Genomic DNA, 20,363 nt, shown 5'->3' with positions numbered 1-20,363 from the left:
AGTAAATAATAGAATGATTTAATTAAAAATAGCGTTGCAGTGAGTGATCATTTGATCAATCCTGCAACGCTATTTCGTTTGTAGATCTTTTGCTGCTTTCATCAGCAATGAAGCGACCAGTATTTTATCTTTTACGAGTGGTGGTTTTGTGTTTCATTCCTTCACTGTTATAGGTGATCCATTCGCCAACAGGCTCGCCCTTGTCAAAATACCCGGAACGCTTTATTGTTCCATCGATACGATACCATACCATTCCCAATAGCCGTCCGGCATTTCATCCGTCATTTTCCCCTTGGACCAAATCGTTTTTCCTGTTGCGTGGTATTTTATCGTATAGCCATCAATGATTTCCGTGTTCTTTTCCATAATACCGTTTGTTTGTATCAGGTCACATTGTTCATTCTTCATGACTTCACTCCGATAATCAGTTTTGCCTTAATAGTATCATAAAAGTTGAGTTACCGGATCCTGTCTTATTGGACCATTTAACACTACTTGCGAGGAATTCTCGAGGTCTCGTCGATTTCACTTGCGATTTCGGCTGCTGCTTTTTTCAAGACTGCATTCAATCTGCCGCCAAAATGTCCCGCTTTCACGAATGCGATCAGATCCTGCTCCCATATGATGCCGTCCGAATCGAAATCGGCCCTTGGATCAAAATGGAGCTGCCCGTGTTTCGTTCCAAAGGTGCGCAAGAATTCAATAGCATCCAGCCAATTGATCTCGCCATTGCCATCGAGGTCAGCCGTTGGTTCAGGATCCGTACCAGGGTCTGTTCCTGGATCTGTCCCCGGATCTGTTCCTGGATCCGTACCAGGGTCCGTTCCTGGATCTGTCCCCGGATCTGTCCCTGGATCCGTTCCAGGGTCCGTGCCTGGATCCGTGCCCGTCACCTCGTACCATGCGGTACCAAGATAGACCTGCCACCCGTCCTTCCAATGCATCTTCGCTTTATCCGTGACAATTCGCTCGGATGGCTGCCTGCCATCCTCTTGTAGACGGCTCAGCCAAATGCCGCCGTCGTAGGTATAAGCGGCTTCGCCTGCAGTCGAGAGCGCAACGAAATGGCTGTTGGCGGTGCTGGTCGGTGTGAGTCGTACATCCTCCCCTGAAGGCGGACGCAGCCAAAGCTGCTTCTGCCCGGCCTCCGTATACAATGTATAAGCAATCCATCCGCCTGACGTCAGATAATCCCCCTGCACGGTAGATGCTCCAGCAAGTTCCGAAGCAGAGCCATTTCGCTCGACGATGAGCACCGAGCTGTTGGTTGAACGGTCATGCCGTACATAGAGCAGCACGTCTCCGTCCATGACCGGTGAATGGTAGGCGAATCCGTCATTAGGCGTAATTTGCTCAACATTACCGTCCGCGAATCGGAACAGCTTGCCTTCTCGCGAGAACACGAGTTTGCCTTGCTCATCCAGCGCATAATTGAACCGATCGGTTAAGCCTACGGGGATCACTTCTCCTGACACCAAATCCTCCAGCATCAGTTCGCGAAGCCCACCTCCCTGCGCATGGTAGGCTGCCCAATTTCCTTTCACGAGAATATCATCAACGGCTAAGGAGTGCAGTTGGCCGTTCTTCCATACGAATCGCGAATAGTTACCGAGCGGGTCGAGTCCTTTCCGATAATAGCCATCGGGCAAGTTGAAGCCTGTTGCATCGAACGCGCCGCCCATTGCGCCGCCGGGGATGAGTCGAACGTTAAGCTGCGTCTGCTCCGGTACGAGCAGCGGCAGCGTTTCCATTTTGTTCGTATCCCGGTGGTGAATGCGCAGACGGTGGTCGTAGGCATTCCATACCAGCGTACGCGAGGCGTCCGAGTCAAGGACAAGTCCCGCTTCCTTTGAGACGGTCGTTAGCTTCGAAATGTCCTCGACATAAATCGGATAAGACTGGTTATTGGTCAAACCAGTGGCGTCAGAGGCACTGAGCTGCACGGCAACTGCTTGGCCCAGCCACTCCTCCGCAGAGATGGTCTCCGCAATGGCGTTCGTGCCGGATGCCAACAGCCTTCCGTTGATGCTGAACTTCAAATTGCTGCATTCCGAATCAGGGTTATCGTCGGTGCAAGAAATGTTAACCGCCAGGTTAGGGTCAGCGACTTCGAAAGGCAGCGGAGCATCAGGGTGTATTGACGGTATTTTGTTGTGTTTAAGCGTTATGACGACCGGAACGCTGGAGATGTCATCCACGTCAACCGCAACAAACGTTAAGTTGAAATCCCCCCAAGGGAGCGAGGAAATATCAATGTCCCCGGTGTACTCGCAAAACATTGTGCAGGAGTCGCTTTGTTTCTTTAAGCTGACCGCTGGCAAACTGCCCGCAGTCGCTTTGGTCTCGACGATAGGCACTTCGGAATTGACTGTAACACGGACAAACAAGCTATCGGGCACATAGGAATTAGCAGACGGCCACTCTACTGTAATTCGCGGTACCGAAGCAGCGTGTGCCGGCTGGACTTGAAAGCCGACAATACTCAGAAGCATCAGGACGGCTATCGCCGCTGCCGCGAGCCTCCCGTGACTGATTCTAGTGTTCGAATTTACCATTTCTCCATTTCTCCTCCTTGTCGTTCGGAGCCTAATCCTGCCTATAAAAGCCGCAAAAGAAGCCCCGGAAAATCAGGTAATCTTTTCCTTTTGCTCATGCAAGACTATTATGCCTGTCCGATTGGGGAGCGTACATAGGGAGATGCCCCTATATGGAAGAACCATTTTATAGGGACTACAACGTCCTGGTAGAGGGACTATTCGGATGCAAGAGCGAGTGACAAGAATCGACATTAAGGTATGGCACTCCTCATCAAACGACATGCCAAAAACCACGTTCGGCAAGCCGTTACGTGCGGAAAACAATCATCATTTTTTAAATTCATTAAAGTCTCATCCCTGCTGGTTCACTTCGTCAACCGGCATTTATTCTCTTTAAAATAATGTCTACAATTTCAGATGTCTTTAGGTGATCCGTCACTATTTACTCTTGAATAATATCCTTCTTAAAAGCTTCGACGCATTTAACAGTCCGCTGGAATGACCATCCTCCTGCTCCGTCACCACGCTTGATTAATCTGTTATGAATGGTATCCTCAGATGCTATTAAACAAAAATGATAAAGCTGTTTATCCAATACTTTAAATCCATTGTAATTGTAATTGAAGTTCTCCTCCTGATAAAGAGTCATAGGCACAATTAAGTGTTTCTGATACTTCTTTTTCACTTCTCCCGCCACTGTTACAGTAAATATTTTCCAAAGTTCAATATCTTGAAAATCGTCCGTTTGTTCATGGCTGTGTCTTACTTCCTCCGGTATTACCTTTCTAAGCATGAGTCCAATTTCTTCAGAGTCGAATATCATGCTATTTGCAACTAATGGCTGCAGCATCTGGGCCGCAGAAGTTTTACCTGAGCCGAATGCCCCATTATCCTAATGATCATGTGATCACTCCTATGTCTTATACTTACGCTCCAATTCGACCAGTACTTTGCCTGTGACACCTAATTTGGATTCTACACATGTGCACGGCCTTTTCCACCTTTTTTATCTAAGACAGGATTTAATTAGCTTACGAATCAAACAAAAAAACGAAGCGAATGTTAATCGCTCCGTTTAGTTAAATCTTTAACACGTCTTCTTCCATTTCTCACTGGTTAGTTACACTTGCTATACCCACAGTTGCTGCACTGTTTACAGCCTTCAACATTGATGAGAGAAGCCGATCCGCAGGATGGGCAAAGATCACGCGAGGTTACCTCACCGTGCTTATGTGAATCATCTACTCCCGGTGCTTCGGCAATAACTGTTGGAGCAGCTTTCACCGGCTCATAAGCAGCCGCTTGCTCGTTGGTGCTCTCGATATGAATCTCAAGCGCCTTTGCTACCGCGTCGGCGATCGATTCAACCCGGTTAGCACCAAAGCCAATGGCGCCCGTACCGCCAATGCCCTTGAGATGCTTGATCAGAAGCTTCACTTTGTTGCCATGGTCGCCGTAGCGGAGGAACAAGGAGCATACACGGCCCAGTGCTTCCGCCATCGCAAAGACGTCAGAGCCTGCTTTGCCTACGTTCAGGAAGATCTCGCCCGGAATACCGTTCAGATCATTAATCGTAATATAGGCCATGCCGAATGGCGTGTTTACTTTATATGTTGCCCCGCGAAGAATTTGCGGACGGCGTTTGTATTGCTTGTCGAAGTCCTGCTCCGCCTGAGGCGATACTTTCGCATTCAGAGCAGCGTTAAGTGTCTCGAGCTTATCTTCCTCTTTCACCGCTTCCGCCGTTGCAGCCGCCTCGCCGGCAGCCGAATCCGACTTTTCTTCCTTCTTCGTCGACAACACCTGTACATCTCGGCTGCCGTCACGATAGATCGTTACGCCTTTACAGCCAAGATCAAAGGCAAGCTCATACAGCTCTTTTGTTTCTTCGACCGTAAAGTCGCTAGGACAATTGGCCGTCTTCGAGATCGAGCTGTCTACCCAACGCTGAATCGCGGCTTGGGCCCTGATATGATCCTTTGCCGACAAATCCATCGCCGTTACGAAGTAATCCGGCAGCTCTTCACCCGGATGAGCATCCTTCCAGGCTTGCGCGATAGGCACCAGCTGCTTGTCGAAGCCTAGACGGCTTTGGCGGAAGTATTCAAAGGCGAAGTATGGCTCGATACCTGTCGAAGTGCCTACCATCGTACCCGTGCTGCCTGTAGGAGCCTGCGTAATAATGGTCACGTTGCGAATGCCTTTTGCCAGTACCGCTTCGCCTACTTCAGGGAACTCCGAGACCAAATTCTTCATAAAGCCGCTTTGCAGGAATTTCTCCGCATCAAATGCTTCAAAAGAACCTTTCTCGGCAGCGATTTCGGAAGAGGCCAGATAAGCTTCACGTGCCATAAATCCATATATTTTATCGAGGAACAGAAGCGATTCCGGGCTGCCGTAACGAATGCCAAGCTTGATCATCAGCTCAGCCAGACCCATCGTGCCAAGTCCGACACGGCGCTCTCTCTTCTGATTCTTCTCATTTTCTTCAAAGTGATAAGGGGTTGTATCTATAACATTATCGAGGAAACGTACCGACCACCCGGTTACCTTCGCCAGCTCTTCCCAATCGACGTCATGCTTGCCTTCATCATAGAATTTGGACAGATTGATAGCCGACAGGTTGCAGACGCCCCAGCCCGGCAGCCCTTGCTCGCCGCATGGATTTGTACAGATGATCGGGTTGAAATACCAGCTGTTCGACATCTGGTTATAGTATTCCATGAAGACTACTCCCGGCTCTGCCGATTTCCATGCCGATTCAATAATCGTGTGCCATACTTCGCGCGCGCGAACCGTTTTATAATGAATAACCCTCTTGCCAAGCTTCTTCCACGCATCCAGATCGCCGGTCCACAGCTCGTCATAGTCCGTTTCCTTCGTATCCGGGAACACAAGCTCCCACTCCAAATCTTCCTTCACGGCTTTCATAAAAGCATTGCTTACGCACACCGACAGGTTCGCATTGGTTACTTGACCCATCGTTTGCTTCACCGTAATGAAGTCGAGCACGTCCGGATGCCAGTCGTTAATCATAAGCATAAGAGCGCCTCTGCGGCTGCCGCCCTGCTCGATTAAGCCGGTAGTATAGCTGAACAGGCCTCCCCAGGACACTGCACCGCTCGAAGAACCGTTGACGCCTGCTACAATGGCGCGGCGTGGACGAAGCGAGGATAAGTTAATGCCTACCCCGCCTCCGCGGGCCATAATTTCGGTCATTTCCGATAACGTCGTCATAATGCCGCCCCGGCTGTCTTTAGGCGAGGGAATGACGTAGCAGTTAAACAAAGTCAATTCTTCGCTCGCACCAGCACCAGCGGCAATTCGACCGCCCGGAACCAGCTTCCAATCATCCAAAATGTAACGGAAGCGCTCCGTCCAAATCTGCTGCTTCTCTTTGCCTTGCTCGGCTCCTGCCATTGCGCCGGCGAGGCGATCCCACATTTCCTCTGGCGTCTTCTCTATTGTAAGCGTGAGTTTCTCCACGCTGGTTGTTACGGTATCCCCGCTTCTCACCTTCACGGTGACTTCGTCGCCGCTCCGCCCGATCACTTCCCCAACCTCTTTGGCCGGGAATTTCGGATCATCCTTCGTCAGGACCAGAACGACGTCCCCTACTGCCGTATTCCTCGTATCGGCATTTTTCCAAGCATAACGGTCCAAAAATATTTTTTCGCTAAGACCTTCCAATTTCCGCGTCATTACCATCCGATTGGTCCTTCCTCCCATGTCCCCTCATCTTGCAGCCACACCTGTTATCGTATGTGTCGGGCACCATATATTGTGTGTACTGATTATTATACTATACTACATATCGGTCTCCACAGCAGTTTTTACCTATTTCGCCGCTATTCTGCGCTTACATCGCCTATTCTCTTTCTATTGCTTGTCCTTTCGCTAATTTTGCTCATTATTTATTAAGATTCAATGAAAAAGGCCATACTAGTGACAATATCTCTAAGCCCAATATAGGGATTCTTATCATTCCTTATATTTTGAGAAAGGAGCTGCCCGATCGTGACCTTTACTATGAATAACCAGGCGAATGTGAATTCCGCCTCCGCGGAAGCTTCTATCGTCAGACGCAAGCTGCATCCCCTCGTGGACCTGCAATGCGACCGAACCTGGTTCGAAGAGCTGCAAAGCCGAATGGCCAAAAATGGACCTTGGGATGATTGGACGCTCTATCAGCTGTCTATGGAAGCCGAACAGGCCAAACGGATCGACAGCTTTGAACAGCTGCAATGTCTGCGCACGCTCCCTTCCTTCGAACCGATGCCGCATCAGATCGATACCGCGCGCAAAGTCGTGCATGAAATGGGCGGACGCGCGATACTTGCCGATGAAGTAGGTCTCGGCAAAACCATTGAAGCCGGCCTCGTGATCAAAGAATATATGGTGCGCGGCCTTGTCCGGCGGGCGCTCATTCTAGTCCCTGCTTCCCTCGTCTTGCAGTGGGTGAGAGAGCTGAATTCGAAGTTTGGCATCTCGGCCGTTGCACAGAAGAAAGAGCATACCTGGCAATATGACGTAGTGGTGGCCTCCATTGATACAGCAAAGCGTGATCCGCACCGTGACATCATCCTTAACCAGGATTATGACATGATCATCATTGATGAAGCGCATAAGCTGAAAAACAAAAAGACAACAAACTACCAATTTGCGCTGCAGCTCCGCAAAAAATATTGTCTTCTTCTTACTGCTACGCCTATTCAGAACGATCTGGATGAGCTGTACAATCTCATTACTTTGCTCAAGCCCGGCCAGCTCGGCGGTCAAAGCGAATTCGCTGCCAATTTCGTTGTCGACAAACGTATGCCTAAGAACGAGGATCAGCTTCAGGATGCGCTGTCCACCGTCATGATCCGCAATAGGCGGGGCGATGGCGGCATTTCGTTCACGAAACGCGTCGTGAAAAATATCCCTCTTGAGCTGTCTCCGGAGGAGAAAGCTCTCTACGATGCCGTAACCGCATTCGTGAGAGACCGCTATATAGAAGACGGCGTCGATATGATGAGCATGCTCCCGCTCGTTACGCTGCAGCGCGAGGTGTGCAGCAGCCGGGATGCCGTCTTTATTACGCTGGTTAATCTGTTCAAGAAAACCGCCGAGGATTCTCCGATCCGCCCGAAAATCTGGGAGCTGGTTGAGTTTATTAAACAAATTAAGGCAAATACAAAAGCCGAGAAAGTTATGGAGCTCATCCAGCAGATCAATGATAAAGTGATCATCTTCACCGAGTACCGGGCGTCTCAGGAATATTTGCTGCAGTTCTTCCGCTCGCATAATATTCTGGCCGTGCCTTACCGGGGCGGCATGAACCGCGGCAAGAAGGATTGGATGATGGATCTGTTCCGCGGTCGCGCACAGGTGCTCATCGCGACGGAGGCCGGCGGCGAAGGAATCAATCTGCAGTTCTGCTCCAATATGATCAACTTCGACCTGCCATGGAACCCGATGCGCGTTGAACAGCGGATCGGCCGTGTCCATCGGCTTGGGCAGAAGGAAGATGTAAAGATCTATAATCTATGTACGCTCGGGACGATTGAGGAGCATATCGTAAATCTGCTCCATGAGAAAATCAATCTGTTCGAGCTCGTTATCGGAGAACTCGATCATATACTGGAACGATTCGAATCGAACGCCGGCTCTATTGAGCAGCAGCTCGCCCGATTGCTTCTTGAATCCGGAGGAGACACCGCTAATCTGGAAGAGAAGCTGAACCATCTGGGGTCAACCATCACCAAGCTCCGTGAAGAAACGGATTCACCGGAGACGCCGCAAGGACCAACGATTCTTGCGCAGATGACGGCGCTCGGCCAGAAAGTCGAGGTGAGACCTTGAATTCAAAGCAGGTTCATAAGTACGTGCAGCGCTTCCTTGAAGCGACGCAGTGCTCCATTATCGAAAAGTCGCCTGCCCATTTCACCGTCAAGCTCTCTCCTGCTGCCGACAGGGAGCTCACGAACCGCCCGTTCTACTGGAGCTTTGTTGACCGCACGGGTTCTGAGCCAGAGACGATGACTTATCTGCTTGTTACGGACAAGGAGAAATACGAGGAAAGTCTAGCTTCCCCGGCACCGGCGCCTGCTCAGGCAACCAATGCCGTGGATGCCGCACTTAACCGCTCCTTCGGGTTCGTTAATAATAATCTGGCGAACGCTGTCCGTACGCCAAGAGAAGATTTGTACTTCGGCTCCCGTAAGCTGGAGCAGCTGTTTGGAGCGGCCAAATCATCGGGCAGCTACGTGAACCTTTTTCAGGAGCCTGAACGGCGCTCAAGCACTCCCTTCCAATCGACACCGTATACCGCATGGTTAGGTGTTAATATGCGGGTGGAATTTGCCTGCGACCGGAAACGGGAAGAGATTCACAGCTACGGCGTCTCCCTGGCAACGGGTCTGGTAGTCGAGAACTTCTATGACCGTCTGAAAAATCTGAGGCTGACACCTCGTCTGCCTTCTAATGTTCATGTGACAAGGAACGGCTTATCCTTCACCAAAGCATTAGGCATCGTTGAGACTTCTCTTGAACGCAAGCTGAAAAATTATGATTATACCTGGGCCGTCGATGCTGCAGCCAGGCTGGAAGAAGAACTGGAGAGAATCCGGAATTACTATGATCCCATGATTAAGCATGCTGAGGAAGAATCGAAGACTGCGATCGAAGAACAGTTCAATCAGCGGCAGACGGAGATCAAGTGGCAGTACGAACCGCGGGTGACGGCTTCCGCCATTAACTGCGGTATTTTCCACCTTGAAGGCATTGAATAGAGACAATCAGACGGCATTCGCAGCAATACGCCAAAAAAAGAACAACAGAACAAACCATGCCCGCGACAGGTTCCAACAGCCTTCTGCGGGCTTGTCCAATATAATGGAAAAAGGTCAGAAACAGATGCATAACCAAGGAAAGGGTGTGCCCGATGAAAAACTGGATTCGACAAGCGGCAATAGCCGCATTAGTAGTATCAACATTCCTTGTCGCTGTTCCAACCCTTCAAGCAGAACCACTACCTCCCTCCTCAATATCACAGGGCAATGAGCTTCATTCCGCGGTCCGCGGCTGGGTAGACGAGCTTGCGAAGCTGCCGGAATTCAAAGCATGGAATCAGGCTGAATTTACCGTGTCCCCGCTTGGCCCCGGCACCCATAGCTGGATTGCCATTGTGAAGAATAATGATCAAACAGTCGGCTATCTGATTATTCAAGCGAAGGAAAATGGCGGATTTGCACTTGGGGAATATGGTACGGGGGATTACTTATTCAATCTGTCTACGCTGCATCAGTCTCTAGTGCAGCTTGAACTTGTCTCTTCCTTATCCGAGTCCAACAAAGCATTATATATCCATCCGTTATTAGCTGTTTGGAATATAAACGGATCCGAAGAAGATACTTATGTAGACGGCATGAGCGGAGAATGGCTGCCTCTCGAGCAAGCAAGCTGGGAGAAGACCGCCAAAGCAGAAGACGGCCTTGCAGCCCGTTACGCATTAGAAGGTGATTCCGTTATTACGAGAGCCGTGCGAAGTCGTTCCTTTGATCCATACAGTAAAATGCCGTGGCTTATACAAAAACCGATTCAGGCATCAGCGGACAATACGAGCATTGTTCTGAAAGCATTAAGCTCCAAAGAACCACTCCGTTATACAGCCGAGCGTTATGATAAGGAGATGCTGTATGTGTGGTCCGTAACCGGCTATCATAGCTGGGGAAATGACGGTACCGTCTATGCATCGCTGGAAACAGACGAGCTCGGCAGCAGCACAAGGTACATCCCCCTTAAGCTTCTTGCCGAGCTCGGTTACTTTTACCGTTAACGTTCCGAACGTCCCTTCCACCACAACAATACACTAGTCGGCCCCCAGCCGAACCAGCGCGTCAGCCAGTGCTCTTTTGCAGCCTTGGCTGACGCCTTCGCTTGCTTCCGTTCATCCCTCGGCGTCTCGATGTAGTTCACAAATTCCACGGTCATATACTTAATCAGATCATGTCCATTTGCCACGTTCGATCACCTCTTCGGTTAATTTGTTATTAGAAGTTTGCCCGGAATGTCCATATCGTAAACATGCATGAGTTTTCCTTTATTAAGCCACGCTATCGGTAGCTGCTTCATACGGCGTCTTGGCATAATGAAGGAGGAATTCAAGTTGTTAAAAATATTGCGGATCGCCGTCCTTGTATGGTTTGGCTTGTTTGGATTAGCATCGCAGCTGTCAGCTGCAGTACCGGAACATAAACAGCTCGCGCATGCCCCGGAGGACAGCTGGACTATGCCCTCGGCGGTTGTCTTAATCGATGCCGGGCATGGAGGGATTGATGGAGGGGCTACAGCCGGTCCAACCTTGGAAAAGGACATTAACCTGGCCATTGCCCAGAAGCTGTATCTGCTTCTCAACAGCCAAGGCATTCCGGCAGTGTTAAACCGCACTGGCGATTATGCGTTAAGCGATGACAATAGATGGCATATTAGCCGATCACGTCACAAACGTGATTTGTCGCAGCGCCGCCAATTAACGGATGAGATCGAAACGACGATGCTGGTTAGTCTTCATGTGAACTGGACAAAAGATCGTTCCAAGCATGGTCCTCTTGTTCTTCATCAATCTTCCGGAGAAAGTGCACTTCTCGCCTTTTGTATTCAGGATACGTTAAACAGACAGCAGGAGACAGCCTTTTACCCGAGAGAAGGCAAGCCCTTCTATCTGCTTCGCAAAGTTGATCAGCCTGCTGTCATCGTTGAAATGGGATTTATCAGCCATGATGGCGACCGGATGATGCTCACCAATCCCCGTGAACAGCTCCGTATCGCAAAGGCAATCGCTTCAGGGATTCGGCAATATAAATGGATCACCCGATAACGATGGAACCAGATTTGTCAGTTTGACGAACTGTACATGGCCGTCCGATTGCATCGCAGGAATCGATGCATTGAGGACGGCTGCCGTTTTTTTGCCGGGAGGGCCAACATGCCCGATAACAATGCAGGACTCATGAGATTCCAGATGCTTTTTCGCAATCATAATTTGTTTGGCGACATGCTGCTCCGTGTACACATCGTCGAGAAATACATCGTTGGCCAAAGCCGGTACGCCAAGCTCCTGCGTTACTTTTGGAACAACCGTCTTGAACGTCGTACGGCTGTCGAGGAAAAACAATCCCCGTTCCTTGCATACAGCAAGCACGATACGCATGATTCGCTCATCAGCTGTTATTTTGGAGCCCATGTGATTATTCATGCCAACCGCATACGGGACATTATCGATAGCCTCTTCTACCCGTTTCCGAATTTCGGCATCGCTAAGATCTGCCGTAATAGCTCCCGGCCCCAGCCATTTCTTGAGACCTTTATTCGGCTCCATGGGCATATGTACGATAACGTCATGGCCAAGGCGATGCGCTTCCTCTGCATCCTTTTTGGTCGTTGGCATAAACGGCATAATGGCAACCGTGAATTTGACAGGTAAATGCAGCATCTCTTCCGTCCCGTCCATCCCATTGCCGAAATCATCAATAACGATAGCAAATTGCCTTATGGATTGCCCTTCTTCAGCAGCCATTGCGTGCCTTGAACCGACGGGCAGCATGAACAGAAGTGCAATCATCCAAATGGCAGCTGTCCTGCAAGGTTTAAACATGACCTACACCCTTTCTTCATTATCCCCTTCATTGTTTGTCCAATCGAGGAAAAATATGCTGAATATTGCAACTTTATTGGATGGGTTGACGAATGAATCGCGGACATGCTACCATAAGGGACGTAATAAGGCATGCGGTCGTGGCGGAATTGGCAGACGCGCTAGATTCAGGTTCTAGTGGTGTAACAGCCGTGGAGGTTCGAGTCCTCTCGACCGCACCATACATAAAGGGTTTCAGCGCATGAGCTGGAGCCTTTTTTATTTGTCTTCCGGACATTTGCATCTTTTATAAAAAAACAACTTGACTCCACCTAAGAAGTAATGATATTATATTTTTCGTTAGCAACATTTGCGGTCGTGGCGGAATTGGCAGACGCGCTAGATTCAGGTTCTAGTGGTGTAACAGCCGTGGAGGTTCGAGTCCTCTCGACCGCACCAACTTAAAAAGTCAAAGGTTTTGGTTAGTCTAGCAATAGACGCCAAAACCTTTTTTTGTTGTCAGGCAATAAAAAAGCAGGAAACCCTGTTGAAACAGAGTTTCCTGCTTTACTTGCTACCCATCAGATCCGCGTTCGCTTGAGGCAAGCTCAAAACGGTAATTGCGGCTCAGCTTGACGACTCGCCTGTTCGCGCGACGGATGACGACGGTTGTATCGTCCCATGCAACGACGATTCCAACCACATCGTTTACTTCCATCTCGTCCCGCATAACCCGGACCCTGTCCCCGCTTACGCGGAATTGATCTAACTGCTCTTCACTAATCACCGCAATACCTCCGTACGGACTAACCGACATGCTCCTTGGAATCATTGGTTTCATACCATTCATCGAGCACTCTCGAAGACATGACGCGTTTTGCAATATATTCAGCCTGACGTTCCGTGAATTGACTTTTCCATTCCTCACCGAGTTCGTCGCAAAGTTTCACAATCGTAAGAAGTTCCGACCATGCGACATAACGCTTGTACCAGAAAAATTGCGGATGCTCAATCATATAAGGATACAAATCATCAAATTCCGTATGCTTGCAATCAAGTGCGCGTTCGAAGTGAACTTTCGCGTCACCCAGTTTTGCTGACAAAAATTCAGAAGTTATCATTGCCGCTGCCTCCCCTCGGTTCCTTCACTATCATTATAACTTAGTCGAACTGAATTTGCCCGTTTTTCAAAGAAGTAACATTTACAAGTGATTCAACCCTGACACCTTGCTCCCGCAACGTTCTGGAACCGGCCTGGAATGATTTCTCCAGCACGATACCCATGCCTACCAGATGGGCGCCTGATCTTTCGATAATCTTAATAAGTCCGCGGGCCGCGTCGCCATTTGCAATAATATCATCAATGAAGAGCACTTTATCCTCATTCGACAAGAACTGCTTCGACACCATAATGTCGGTCACCATCCCCTTCGTGAAAGATGGGACACGTTCCGAATAAGCTTCCGGATCCGCGATTAAAGTTTTCTTGCGACGTGCGAATACAAGCGGTACACCTAGTACATAAGCCGCTGCGAAAGCAATCGGGATACCCGAAGATTCAATCGTAACAACTTTCGTAATTTTCTCGTCAGCAAATCGTTTAGCGAATTCATGTCCCATTTCCATCGTTAGAGCAGGATCGACCTGGTGGTTAAGTATGGAATCCAATCGCAGCACATCGTTTGAAAGCACCGATGCTTGCTCTAAAATTCGTTCTTTTAAAATATCCATCGTTATTTCCCTCCACCAAAATCTCTTTTCGATAACTTACCATAGGAAAGGCAAACAACGCAACCCGGCTTTTTCAAATTTTTTATCGAAAGAGGAGATGAGATCTTTTTAATAGAAGGGATGTATAATGAAGAAACTTTTTCCATTTATAGGCGTTTATTATGATAAGATAAAGGACAAAAAGCGACCCAAAAGGAGCGCAAAAGAATGCACAAGACAACGCGGAAATACGACACAGCAAAATGGGCAGCCATACTCGCCTTGACTATGCTGACGGCAACTGGCTGCACGAATGAATTAAACCTGAGTTCACCATCAAGTTATCAGCCTGCTGAGAAGCATACGGACTCCTACTTGACGGGAGATACCCCTCAGAAAACCTATCTGAAAGGGCAAGAAGACGGCAAGTACGGAAATGAACCCGACTCAAACAACGCTAATTCCGATGGCGGAGATACGAGTGCGGAATCGTCAAGCGGTAAGGCCTCGGGCACTAACTCAACAAACAAGCAGCAATGGGATGCCTCTCATCCGGTGATGCTGGGGCTTGCCATTGGCGACTCCAACGTCAAAGTGTCTGACCGCTTCGGAAGCGCGGACGATATTTATAGTCTGGAAGATGATGCGGAAACGATCGAAGTCCATGAATATAAAGGTTTTGCAGTTGGAATCAACGATCGCAAGACCATCCAATACATTGAGGTTTACGATAAATCCATTGTCACCGGACTTAGCGGCATAAAGGTCGAGGATCGGACAGACGCCGTGTTGAAGGCGCTCGGGAAGCCTTCCTCTCAGAACAGCTACATTATTACTTATCAAGGAAAAGACTCGCTCCTGAAGTTTGACCTTGATCCTGACCGTGACAAAATCGTTTCCATTAAATTGCTGGCAGGGGCATAATCGTCCCTTTGAATGAAGTTGCAGTCATGCCCGTCCCTCTTTGGACATACCTTTTATATAGAAGGTTATTTCGGGAGGACAAGCCATGGCAAATCGTACAGGTAAAGTTCTGCAAATCGCATCTACTTATATAGGCACCATTGTGGGAGCCGGCTTCGCGACTGGACAAGAGATCCTGCAGTTTTTTACCCGCTTCGGCTATTGGGGTACACTGACGATCGCAGTCGCGACGGCGCTCTTTATATGGCTGGGCGGCAAAATGATGCTCATAGCCAGTGACATCGGGGCCAAATCTTATGAAGATCTCAATATCGCGTTATTTGGCGATAAGTACGGGAAATGGATCAGCCATTTCATGCTTGTCGTGCTGCTGGGAGTTACGGCTGTCATGCTCGCCGGTGCGGGCACGATCTTTTACGAGAATTGGAATATCTCCTATCAATCCGGTTTGATCATCACCATTGCCGCCTGTTACTTCCTGCTTCGCAAGGGAATGAAGGCGATTCTGACGGTTAATGCCATTGTGGTGCCGGTCATGCTGCTGTTTACGGTCCTCATCATGCTGGACACCTTCCAAACACCGGAATCCAGCAGGTTCGTTACGATCACGACCGACCATTCGATTTTTGCCGCATGGGCATCGCCGTTTCTGTATACGGCCTTTAATCTGTCGATGGCGCAAGCCGTGCTTGTCCCTCTTGGTGCAGAAATTCGTGACCGTAAAACGATTAAACTTGGCTCGTGGATCGGCGGGATTGGAATTGGCGTTATGCTTCTGGCCGGCCACATCGCGTTATCCGTCCATATGCCCGGCATTCAGCAGTTTGCAATTCCGATGGGAGGCATCGCCAAGCAGCTTGGCCATGTTGTTCAATACATCTATATTTTCCTGATCTTTGCCGAGATCTTCACAACCCTTATTGCCGATATTTACGGCTTAACCCTTCAGCTTCAGGAACGGCTGAAATGGTCGCGGCCGGTATTGACCTTGGGGGTGCTCGCTTTCTGCTTCATCGCAAGTCAGATCGGCTTTGGTACGCTGCTCTCCACGCTCTACCCGATCTTTGGCCTCATCAGCTTGGGCTGGCTATTCCTGGTCATTAGGCGAAAGATGGCTCACTAGCTGCCGGCTTCTGCCGGGGAGCTGAGTTTGAAGGGCATGAGGGATACAGCTCTGGAGTACCTCCCTGATATGATCATGACAAGTAAACAAAATCATTTGCCGTGTTGACGACAACTCGCCAAGCAGAAGAGCTACCGATTGCAGACGCTCGCGGTCGAAGTTAACAAACAAATCATCCAGCAGCAGCGGCATCCCCGCTGCTGCTGTTCGTTCTGCCGCAAGCGCAAGCCGCATGGCCAGATAGACCAGCTCCGCCGTACCGCGGCTTAGCAAAGCGGAATCAACCAACCGGTTATCGAAGGTTTCGAGACGGATCGACGGTTGATCAGGTGTTGTTAGAACCCGAATATACCGTCCTTCCGTAAGCCTCCTTACATATTCACTCGCCAGCTTGAGCAAGGCAGGCTGCCGCTCTTCCTCATAAATCCGTTTCGTAGCCCGGATCAGAGACGCGCTGATCGCCAGTACGGCATATCTCTCCGCATCCTGCGTAATCTGGGCCACTGTCATTTCCTTAACCGCAAGCAGCCCCCGGTGCTTCTCCTCTTGCAGTAAATTTTCCAACTGCTGGCGCAGTCTGCCTCGTCTATCGAGAAGCTCCGCCCTGCTCTGCTCCATTTGCTGCGTCTTCCTTTGAAGATGGGAATAGAGCTGTTCCAGCTCATCTCGATCATGGACCGACATAAGCTGTTTCAGTTCAATCATCCGCTGTCCGGACAAGCCAGCCGTCATCTCGATCTCCAGCTTGTCCATTTCGTGATCTATCGCTTCTAACCGCGCGCGATGAACGAGAATCGCGGCGAATTCGGTTTCGTTGTTGAAGCCGGCAGCCAGAATGAGCTGCCGGCTGGATGAGGTAAGCTGCTGCTGCTGCTCTTGTACGGCAGCTATGCTGATCTGCAAAGCTTGCAGCCGCTCATCCAGCCGGGCGGCTTCTTCCTGCGCCGCTGCCTGCCGGCGCAGCTCCGCCTGCAGGAGCCGCAGCGCAAGCGCCGGCTCGGCAGGCAGGCGATGCGCCGCGTCAGGGAGAGGGGCGCAAAGCTCCGCCGCGCGCGCTTCGAACGCGGCGAGCTGGGTATCCGCCGCGGCCTGTTTTGCCGCGCGGCGGTCACGCTGCTGGAGCCGGAGCAAAGCTTGCTCGGCGAGCTCGAACACTTCGAGCGCTGCATCCGGCGACATATCCGGCAGCGCGAGTGCTTCCAGCCAGCCGCGCCATTGCCGGGCCGCGGCTGCATGCTCTTCAGCCGCGGCGGCAGCTGCCTCGCGGCGCTCGCCCGCGGCAGCGCGAAGCCGCGCATGGCGGCGCGCCAGCTCGAGGCGGCCGGCGCCGAGCTGCTCGCTGCGCTGCAGCGCCGTGGCGCGCGCCTCGGCTGCGGCGCGCAGCTGCTCGCGGGCCGCGCCGGCTGCCTGCGGCGGCTTCGCCAGCAGCGCCGCGGCGGCTTCCGCGGGCGCGCTGACAAGCGCCGCGAGCGCTGCGCGGACGCGCTGCTCGCGCGCTGCCGCTGGCGCCGGGCCGCGAGTACGCCGCGGCCTGCGCGCAGCAGCCGCCCTGCGGCCGCGGGCCTGCGCCAGCGCCGCCAGCGCAAGCGCGAGCGCGCCTAGCGCAGCAGCTGCGCCGGCTGCGCCAGGGAAAGCGCCGCCGCCAAGTAAGGCGGCGCCCAAAGCAACAGCGGCGCCGCCTGCCAGCGCCGCGCCAATCCACAGCGGGCCGGCAAAGCTCTGGCCTGCTTCCTCTCGAGCGGCTGAGACCTGCAGCCGCTCCAGCTCCCACTCGCGCAGCGCGGCATCGCAGCTGTTCCACGCTGCACGCATCGCTTCGCTCGTTTGCGGGAGAAACGCGGCGCCAATAATCGCTGTATGCCCGCCAGCAGCCGCTTCAGCTCGTGCGAGCTCGGTTTCTGCTTCGGCAAGCAGCTGCGCAGCCTCGCGTTCCTGCTGCATAACGGCTTGCAGATCGGCGTTCTGCCTCTCCGTGCTTCGGCCTGCTGCCGCTTCAAGCTGTCTTTGCCCCCGTACATATTCCCGGTCTGAAACCGTTAATTGCAAATCCCGCAGCTCCTGTTCCCCCCAGCTCGAAGCAATCCTTCCGAGCAGCCGGGCTAACATTTCCTCATCTGCGTGCAGCTCTGCGAGTAACGCAATTCTCTCCTCCCGCAAGAGCTGCATCCGTTCACTTTCAAGCAGCATGGCTTCGGCTTCCTCTTTACGGGCAAGAAGCGCTTCATCCACCAGAATAACCTCGCGCTTCTGTTTGATAAGCAGCTGCTCCTGACCAAGCTGCTCATATTCATAAGCCCTGCTGCTTCTCTCCTTCTGCAGCTGTTGCCAGCTATGCTCCGCTTCCGCCGTAATCCGCTCTGCGCCCGCAATGCCTACCCGCTCCCGGGCAAGCTCCAGCTGCTTCAGCCATAAAGGCCGTACCGCACAAGCTTTACCCGCCAATTGCACAGAAGACTGCCGATGAGGCAGCTCCTCGTCAAGCTGCCCCAGCTCAAGATTAATCTGCTCCATCTCCCGCTGCAGCTCGTTGTATACTTGAATGGCATCTGCTTGCTTTCGCAGCTCCTGCTCCGTTTGCTCCAGCGTCTTCAACTGTTTATTCATCTGCTGATTAAATCCGCGAGGCTTGAACAGCTGCTCCATCTCCTGTTGCAGCTTCTTCTCAGCAGCAGCAATCACTTTACCGTTCTCCCAGCCGGCATGATACAAGTACCTGCCCAGCTCGTCATGCGATAATGCTCCAACCTGCTGCAGCTCCGTTAACGTAATCGCATACAGCTCCCGGAACAGCTGTTCATTAGTACCGCCAAGAAATCTCCGTTCCCATTCCTCCTGCGCTAACCAGCTCTCCGGTTCCGGCTGCAGATCCGCCAGATCCAGTCTTCTCAGCTTCAGCTTGCCTCCGTTCTGACTGGCATAACGCTCGGCAATATAAATGCGTCCTTCCTCATCCTCGAATAACAGCTGTCCGCCATGAGTACCGCCATTTATAGGCTCCTGTCGCTCGGCCGGCTGATTCCGTCTTGCAAATCCATACAAAATCGTCCGGATAAAGCCAAAGAGCGTGCTTTTACCAGCTTCGTTCATTCCATATAAAATAACGGAAGGACCGTCCAGCCGGATCGTTAGTCCTTGCAGCTGGCCGAAGCCGTCAATTCGTGCCTCCAGCAGCTTCATTCGTCCTTCCTCCCTTCGCTGCCGTCTGCCATTAACAGCCCGATGGCAAGTTCCCTTGCCTGTTCCAGCCAGTGCCGGGGCAGCTCGTCCCATTGCCCGCGCAGCAGCCTTCCCAGCTTCGCATGATCAGCCAAAGGAGCAACCGCGGCTGCCGCTTCCCGCCTCCATGCCTGCTGATCCGCTTCCAAGCGCTGCGTCAGCCTGAACAGCTCACCGCTAAAGCTGTCTTCCGCCTCGAGCTCCGACAGCCGCAGCTCCGCTTTGGTGTTCCCTTCGAGAGCATATACCCACGCTTCCACCGATAATTGCTGCAGCTGCTCCAGCAAAGCACGGATTGTAGCGGTCTCCGCCAGCTTCTGATGCAGCGGCCCCTGTCCTTGCAGCAGCAGCCGAAGCATAACAGTCCGGCCTTCGCCTTCCAAGGCAAGCTGCTCCACCAGCTCTTCTAAGCGTTGGAGAAGCTCTTGTTCCGTAGTCAGCCCCGTAATCGACAACCCGGCTTCCAGCCACCTTATTTCATCAAGCGGCACAAAATTCAGTTGTACAGCTTGTAAAGCTGACACCTCGACCAAATAACAGCCTTTTGGGCCGGTCTCACGGGGATTACGTCCTTGGATATTGCCTGAATAAACGACATGCGGATACTCATGGAGCACCCTCCTGGTATGGATATGGCCCAATGCCCAATAGTCAAACCCTTTGCCGACCAGCTCTTCAAGCGAGCATGGCGCATAAGGATCATGGGATTGATCGCCGTTCACATTGCCGTGCAGCATAGCGATATGAAAAGGCGCTCCCTCAGCCGGCATATATGTTGCTGCCAAATTATCCGTCACATGGCGCTTTCCGTACGACATCCCGTAAACAAAAGCAGCCAGCTCACCGTTTCTGCAGTAAGCCGGCCGATATTCCATTTGATTGGCGCCAAATTGGGTAACATTGGGCGGAAGCTTAAGCTCCGCGCGCGCGCCGTTTAGAGGATCATGATTGCCATGTATGACAAAAACGGCAATCCCGTGCTGCTGCAGCCGCTCCCACTCCTTCAATAATTGAAGCTGCGCTTTTAGTGACCGGTCCGCTTCATCATATAAATCGCCGGAGATGACGATAAAATCAACCTGCTCCTGAATCGCTGTTTCCGTTAGCCGGCGCAGGGCGCTGAAGGTTGAAGCCATCAGCTTTTCCTTCAGCCTTTCCGGCACTTTGCTCATTCCACGGAATGGGCTATCCAGATGCAAATCTGCCGCATGTATAAATCGAAAAGGAACCGCCACGA

Annotated in this window: 17 protein-coding genes and 2 tRNA genes; 8 read left to right on the top strand and 11 right to left on the bottom strand. The window is 51.5% G+C overall.

Going from position 1 to position 20,363, the window contains the following annotated elements; translation table 11 throughout:
- Positions 1–222: 222 nt before the first annotated feature.
- From BM200_RS01555 to BM200_RS01540, 4 genes are all read right to left on the bottom strand, one after another.
- A complete protein-coding gene (locus tag BM200_RS01555) occupies positions 223–408 on the bottom strand; it encodes a hypothetical protein (protein WP_245772853.1) in 186 nt (61 codons plus the stop codon).
- An 83-nt stretch (positions 409–491) separates the two neighbouring features.
- Positions 492–2,555: a hypothetical protein gene (locus tag BM200_RS01550; protein WP_091180555.1), complete on the bottom strand. Its 2,064-nt coding sequence runs from the start codon at positions 2,553–2,555 to the stop codon at positions 492–494.
- A 424-nt stretch (positions 2,556–2,979) separates the two neighbouring features.
- Positions 2,980–3,387 carry a tunicamycin resistance protein gene (locus BM200_RS01545; RefSeq protein WP_091180552.1) on the bottom strand — a complete coding sequence of 136 codons (408 nt, stop codon included), beginning with the start codon at positions 3,385–3,387 and terminating at the stop codon, positions 2,980–2,982.
- A gap of 266 nt (positions 3,388–3,653) precedes the next feature.
- Positions 3,654–6,245, bottom strand: coding sequence for an adenosylcobalamin-dependent ribonucleoside-diphosphate reductase (locus BM200_RS01540; RefSeq protein WP_091180550.1), 2,592 nt, complete (start codon positions 6,243–6,245; stop codon positions 3,654–3,656).
- 321 nt (positions 6,246–6,566) lie between these two features.
- Between BM200_RS01540 and BM200_RS01535 the strand changes: the two genes are divergently transcribed.
- From BM200_RS01535 to BM200_RS01525, 3 genes are all read left to right on the top strand, one after another.
- Complete coding sequence (locus BM200_RS01535; protein WP_175532785.1) at positions 6,567–8,381, top strand: DEAD/DEAH box helicase; 1,815 nt, start codon at positions 6,567–6,569, stop codon at positions 8,379–8,381.
- Complete coding sequence (locus BM200_RS01530) at positions 8,378–9,310, top strand: YqhG family protein (RefSeq protein ID WP_091180547.1); 933 nt, start codon at positions 8,378–8,380, stop codon at positions 9,308–9,310. The genes BM200_RS01535 and BM200_RS01530 overlap by 4 nt, the downstream gene beginning before the upstream one ends.
- Before the next feature lie 152 nt (positions 9,311–9,462).
- The gene (locus BM200_RS01525) at positions 9,463–10,356 is read left to right on the top strand and encodes a hypothetical protein (RefSeq protein WP_091180545.1); all 894 of its coding nucleotides are present in this window, start codon (positions 9,463–9,465) and stop codon (positions 10,354–10,356) included.
- On the opposite strand, the gene BM200_RS01520 is transcribed toward BM200_RS01525, so the two are convergent.
- Complete coding sequence (locus BM200_RS01520) at positions 10,353–10,541, bottom strand: YqzE family protein (RefSeq protein ID WP_091180544.1); 189 nt, start codon at positions 10,539–10,541, stop codon at positions 10,353–10,355. The two genes, BM200_RS01525 and BM200_RS01520, sit on opposite strands and share 4 nt — an antisense overlap.
- 154 nt (positions 10,542–10,695) lie before the next feature.
- Between BM200_RS01520 and BM200_RS01515 the strand changes: the two genes are divergently transcribed.
- Complete coding sequence (locus BM200_RS01515; protein ID WP_425434532.1) at positions 10,696–11,397, top strand: N-acetylmuramoyl-L-alanine amidase family protein; 702 nt, start codon at positions 10,696–10,698, stop codon at positions 11,395–11,397.
- Here BM200_RS01515 and BM200_RS01510 read toward each other — a convergent pair.
- Positions 11,362–12,174 carry a divergent polysaccharide deacetylase family protein gene (locus BM200_RS01510; protein ID WP_091180538.1) on the bottom strand — a complete coding sequence of 271 codons (813 nt, stop codon included), beginning with the start codon at positions 12,172–12,174 and terminating at the stop codon, positions 11,362–11,364. The two genes, BM200_RS01515 and BM200_RS01510, sit on opposite strands and share 36 nt — an antisense overlap.
- Positions 12,175–12,308: 134 nt before the next feature.
- Here BM200_RS01510 and BM200_RS01505 point away from each other — a divergent pair.
- Together BM200_RS01505 and BM200_RS01500 are read left to right on the top strand one after the other, a co-directional pair.
- Positions 12,309–12,395: transfer RNA gene (locus tag BM200_RS01505), tRNA-Leu, on the top strand.
- A gap of 130 nt (positions 12,396–12,525) precedes the next feature.
- Positions 12,526–12,612, top strand: a tRNA-Leu gene (locus tag BM200_RS01500).
- A gap of 115 nt (positions 12,613–12,727) precedes the next feature.
- Here BM200_RS01500 and BM200_RS01495 read toward each other — a convergent pair.
- From BM200_RS01495 to BM200_RS01485, 3 genes are read right to left on the bottom strand one after another with little or no spacing between them, the layout of a single operon-like run.
- On the bottom strand, positions 12,728–12,940 hold the full coding sequence (locus BM200_RS01495) for a hypothetical protein (protein ID WP_091183407.1): 213 nt from the start codon (positions 12,938–12,940) through the stop codon (positions 12,728–12,730).
- 19 nt (positions 12,941–12,959) lie between these two features.
- Positions 12,960–13,274, bottom strand: a complete 315-nt coding sequence (locus BM200_RS01490) for a hypothetical protein (RefSeq protein WP_091180536.1) — start codon at positions 13,272–13,274, stop codon at positions 12,960–12,962.
- A 40-nt stretch (positions 13,275–13,314) separates the two neighbouring features.
- The gene (locus BM200_RS01485; RefSeq protein ID WP_091180533.1) at positions 13,315–13,884 is read right to left on the bottom strand and encodes a xanthine phosphoribosyltransferase; all 570 of its coding nucleotides are present in this window, start codon (positions 13,882–13,884) and stop codon (positions 13,315–13,317) included.
- Positions 13,885–14,091: 207 nt separating this feature from the next.
- On the opposite strand from BM200_RS01485, the gene BM200_RS01480 reads away from it, so the two are divergent.
- Both BM200_RS01480 and BM200_RS01475 read left to right on the top strand, forming a co-directional pair.
- Positions 14,092–14,787, top strand: a complete 696-nt coding sequence (locus BM200_RS01480) for a hypothetical protein (RefSeq protein WP_091180531.1) — start codon at positions 14,092–14,094, stop codon at positions 14,785–14,787.
- Between the two features lie 85 nt (positions 14,788–14,872).
- On the top strand, positions 14,873–15,910 hold the full coding sequence (locus BM200_RS01475) for a YkvI family membrane protein (protein ID WP_091180529.1): 1,038 nt from the start codon (positions 14,873–14,875) through the stop codon (positions 15,908–15,910).
- Here BM200_RS01475 and BM200_RS01470 read toward each other — a convergent pair.
- Positions 15,875–19,087 carry an AAA family ATPase gene (locus tag BM200_RS01470; protein WP_175532700.1) on the bottom strand — a complete coding sequence of 1,071 codons (3,213 nt, stop codon included), beginning with the start codon at positions 19,085–19,087 and terminating at the stop codon, positions 15,875–15,877. The two genes, BM200_RS01475 and BM200_RS01470, sit on opposite strands and share 36 nt — an antisense overlap.
- On the bottom strand, positions 19,084–20,361 hold the full coding sequence (locus BM200_RS01465) for a metallophosphoesterase family protein (protein WP_091183404.1): 1,278 nt from the start codon (positions 20,359–20,361) through the stop codon (positions 19,084–19,086). Before BM200_RS01465 ends, BM200_RS01470 begins: the two co-directional genes overlap by 4 nt.
- Positions 20,362–20,363: the final 2 nt, after the last annotated feature.

Origin of the sequence: Paenibacillus catalpae (assembly GCF_900112695.1) — a bacterium.
GTDB lineage: Bacteria > Bacillota > Bacilli > Paenibacillales > Paenibacillaceae > Pristimantibacillus > Pristimantibacillus catalpae.
This window is presented reverse-complemented; position numbering and strand designations above follow the sequence as displayed.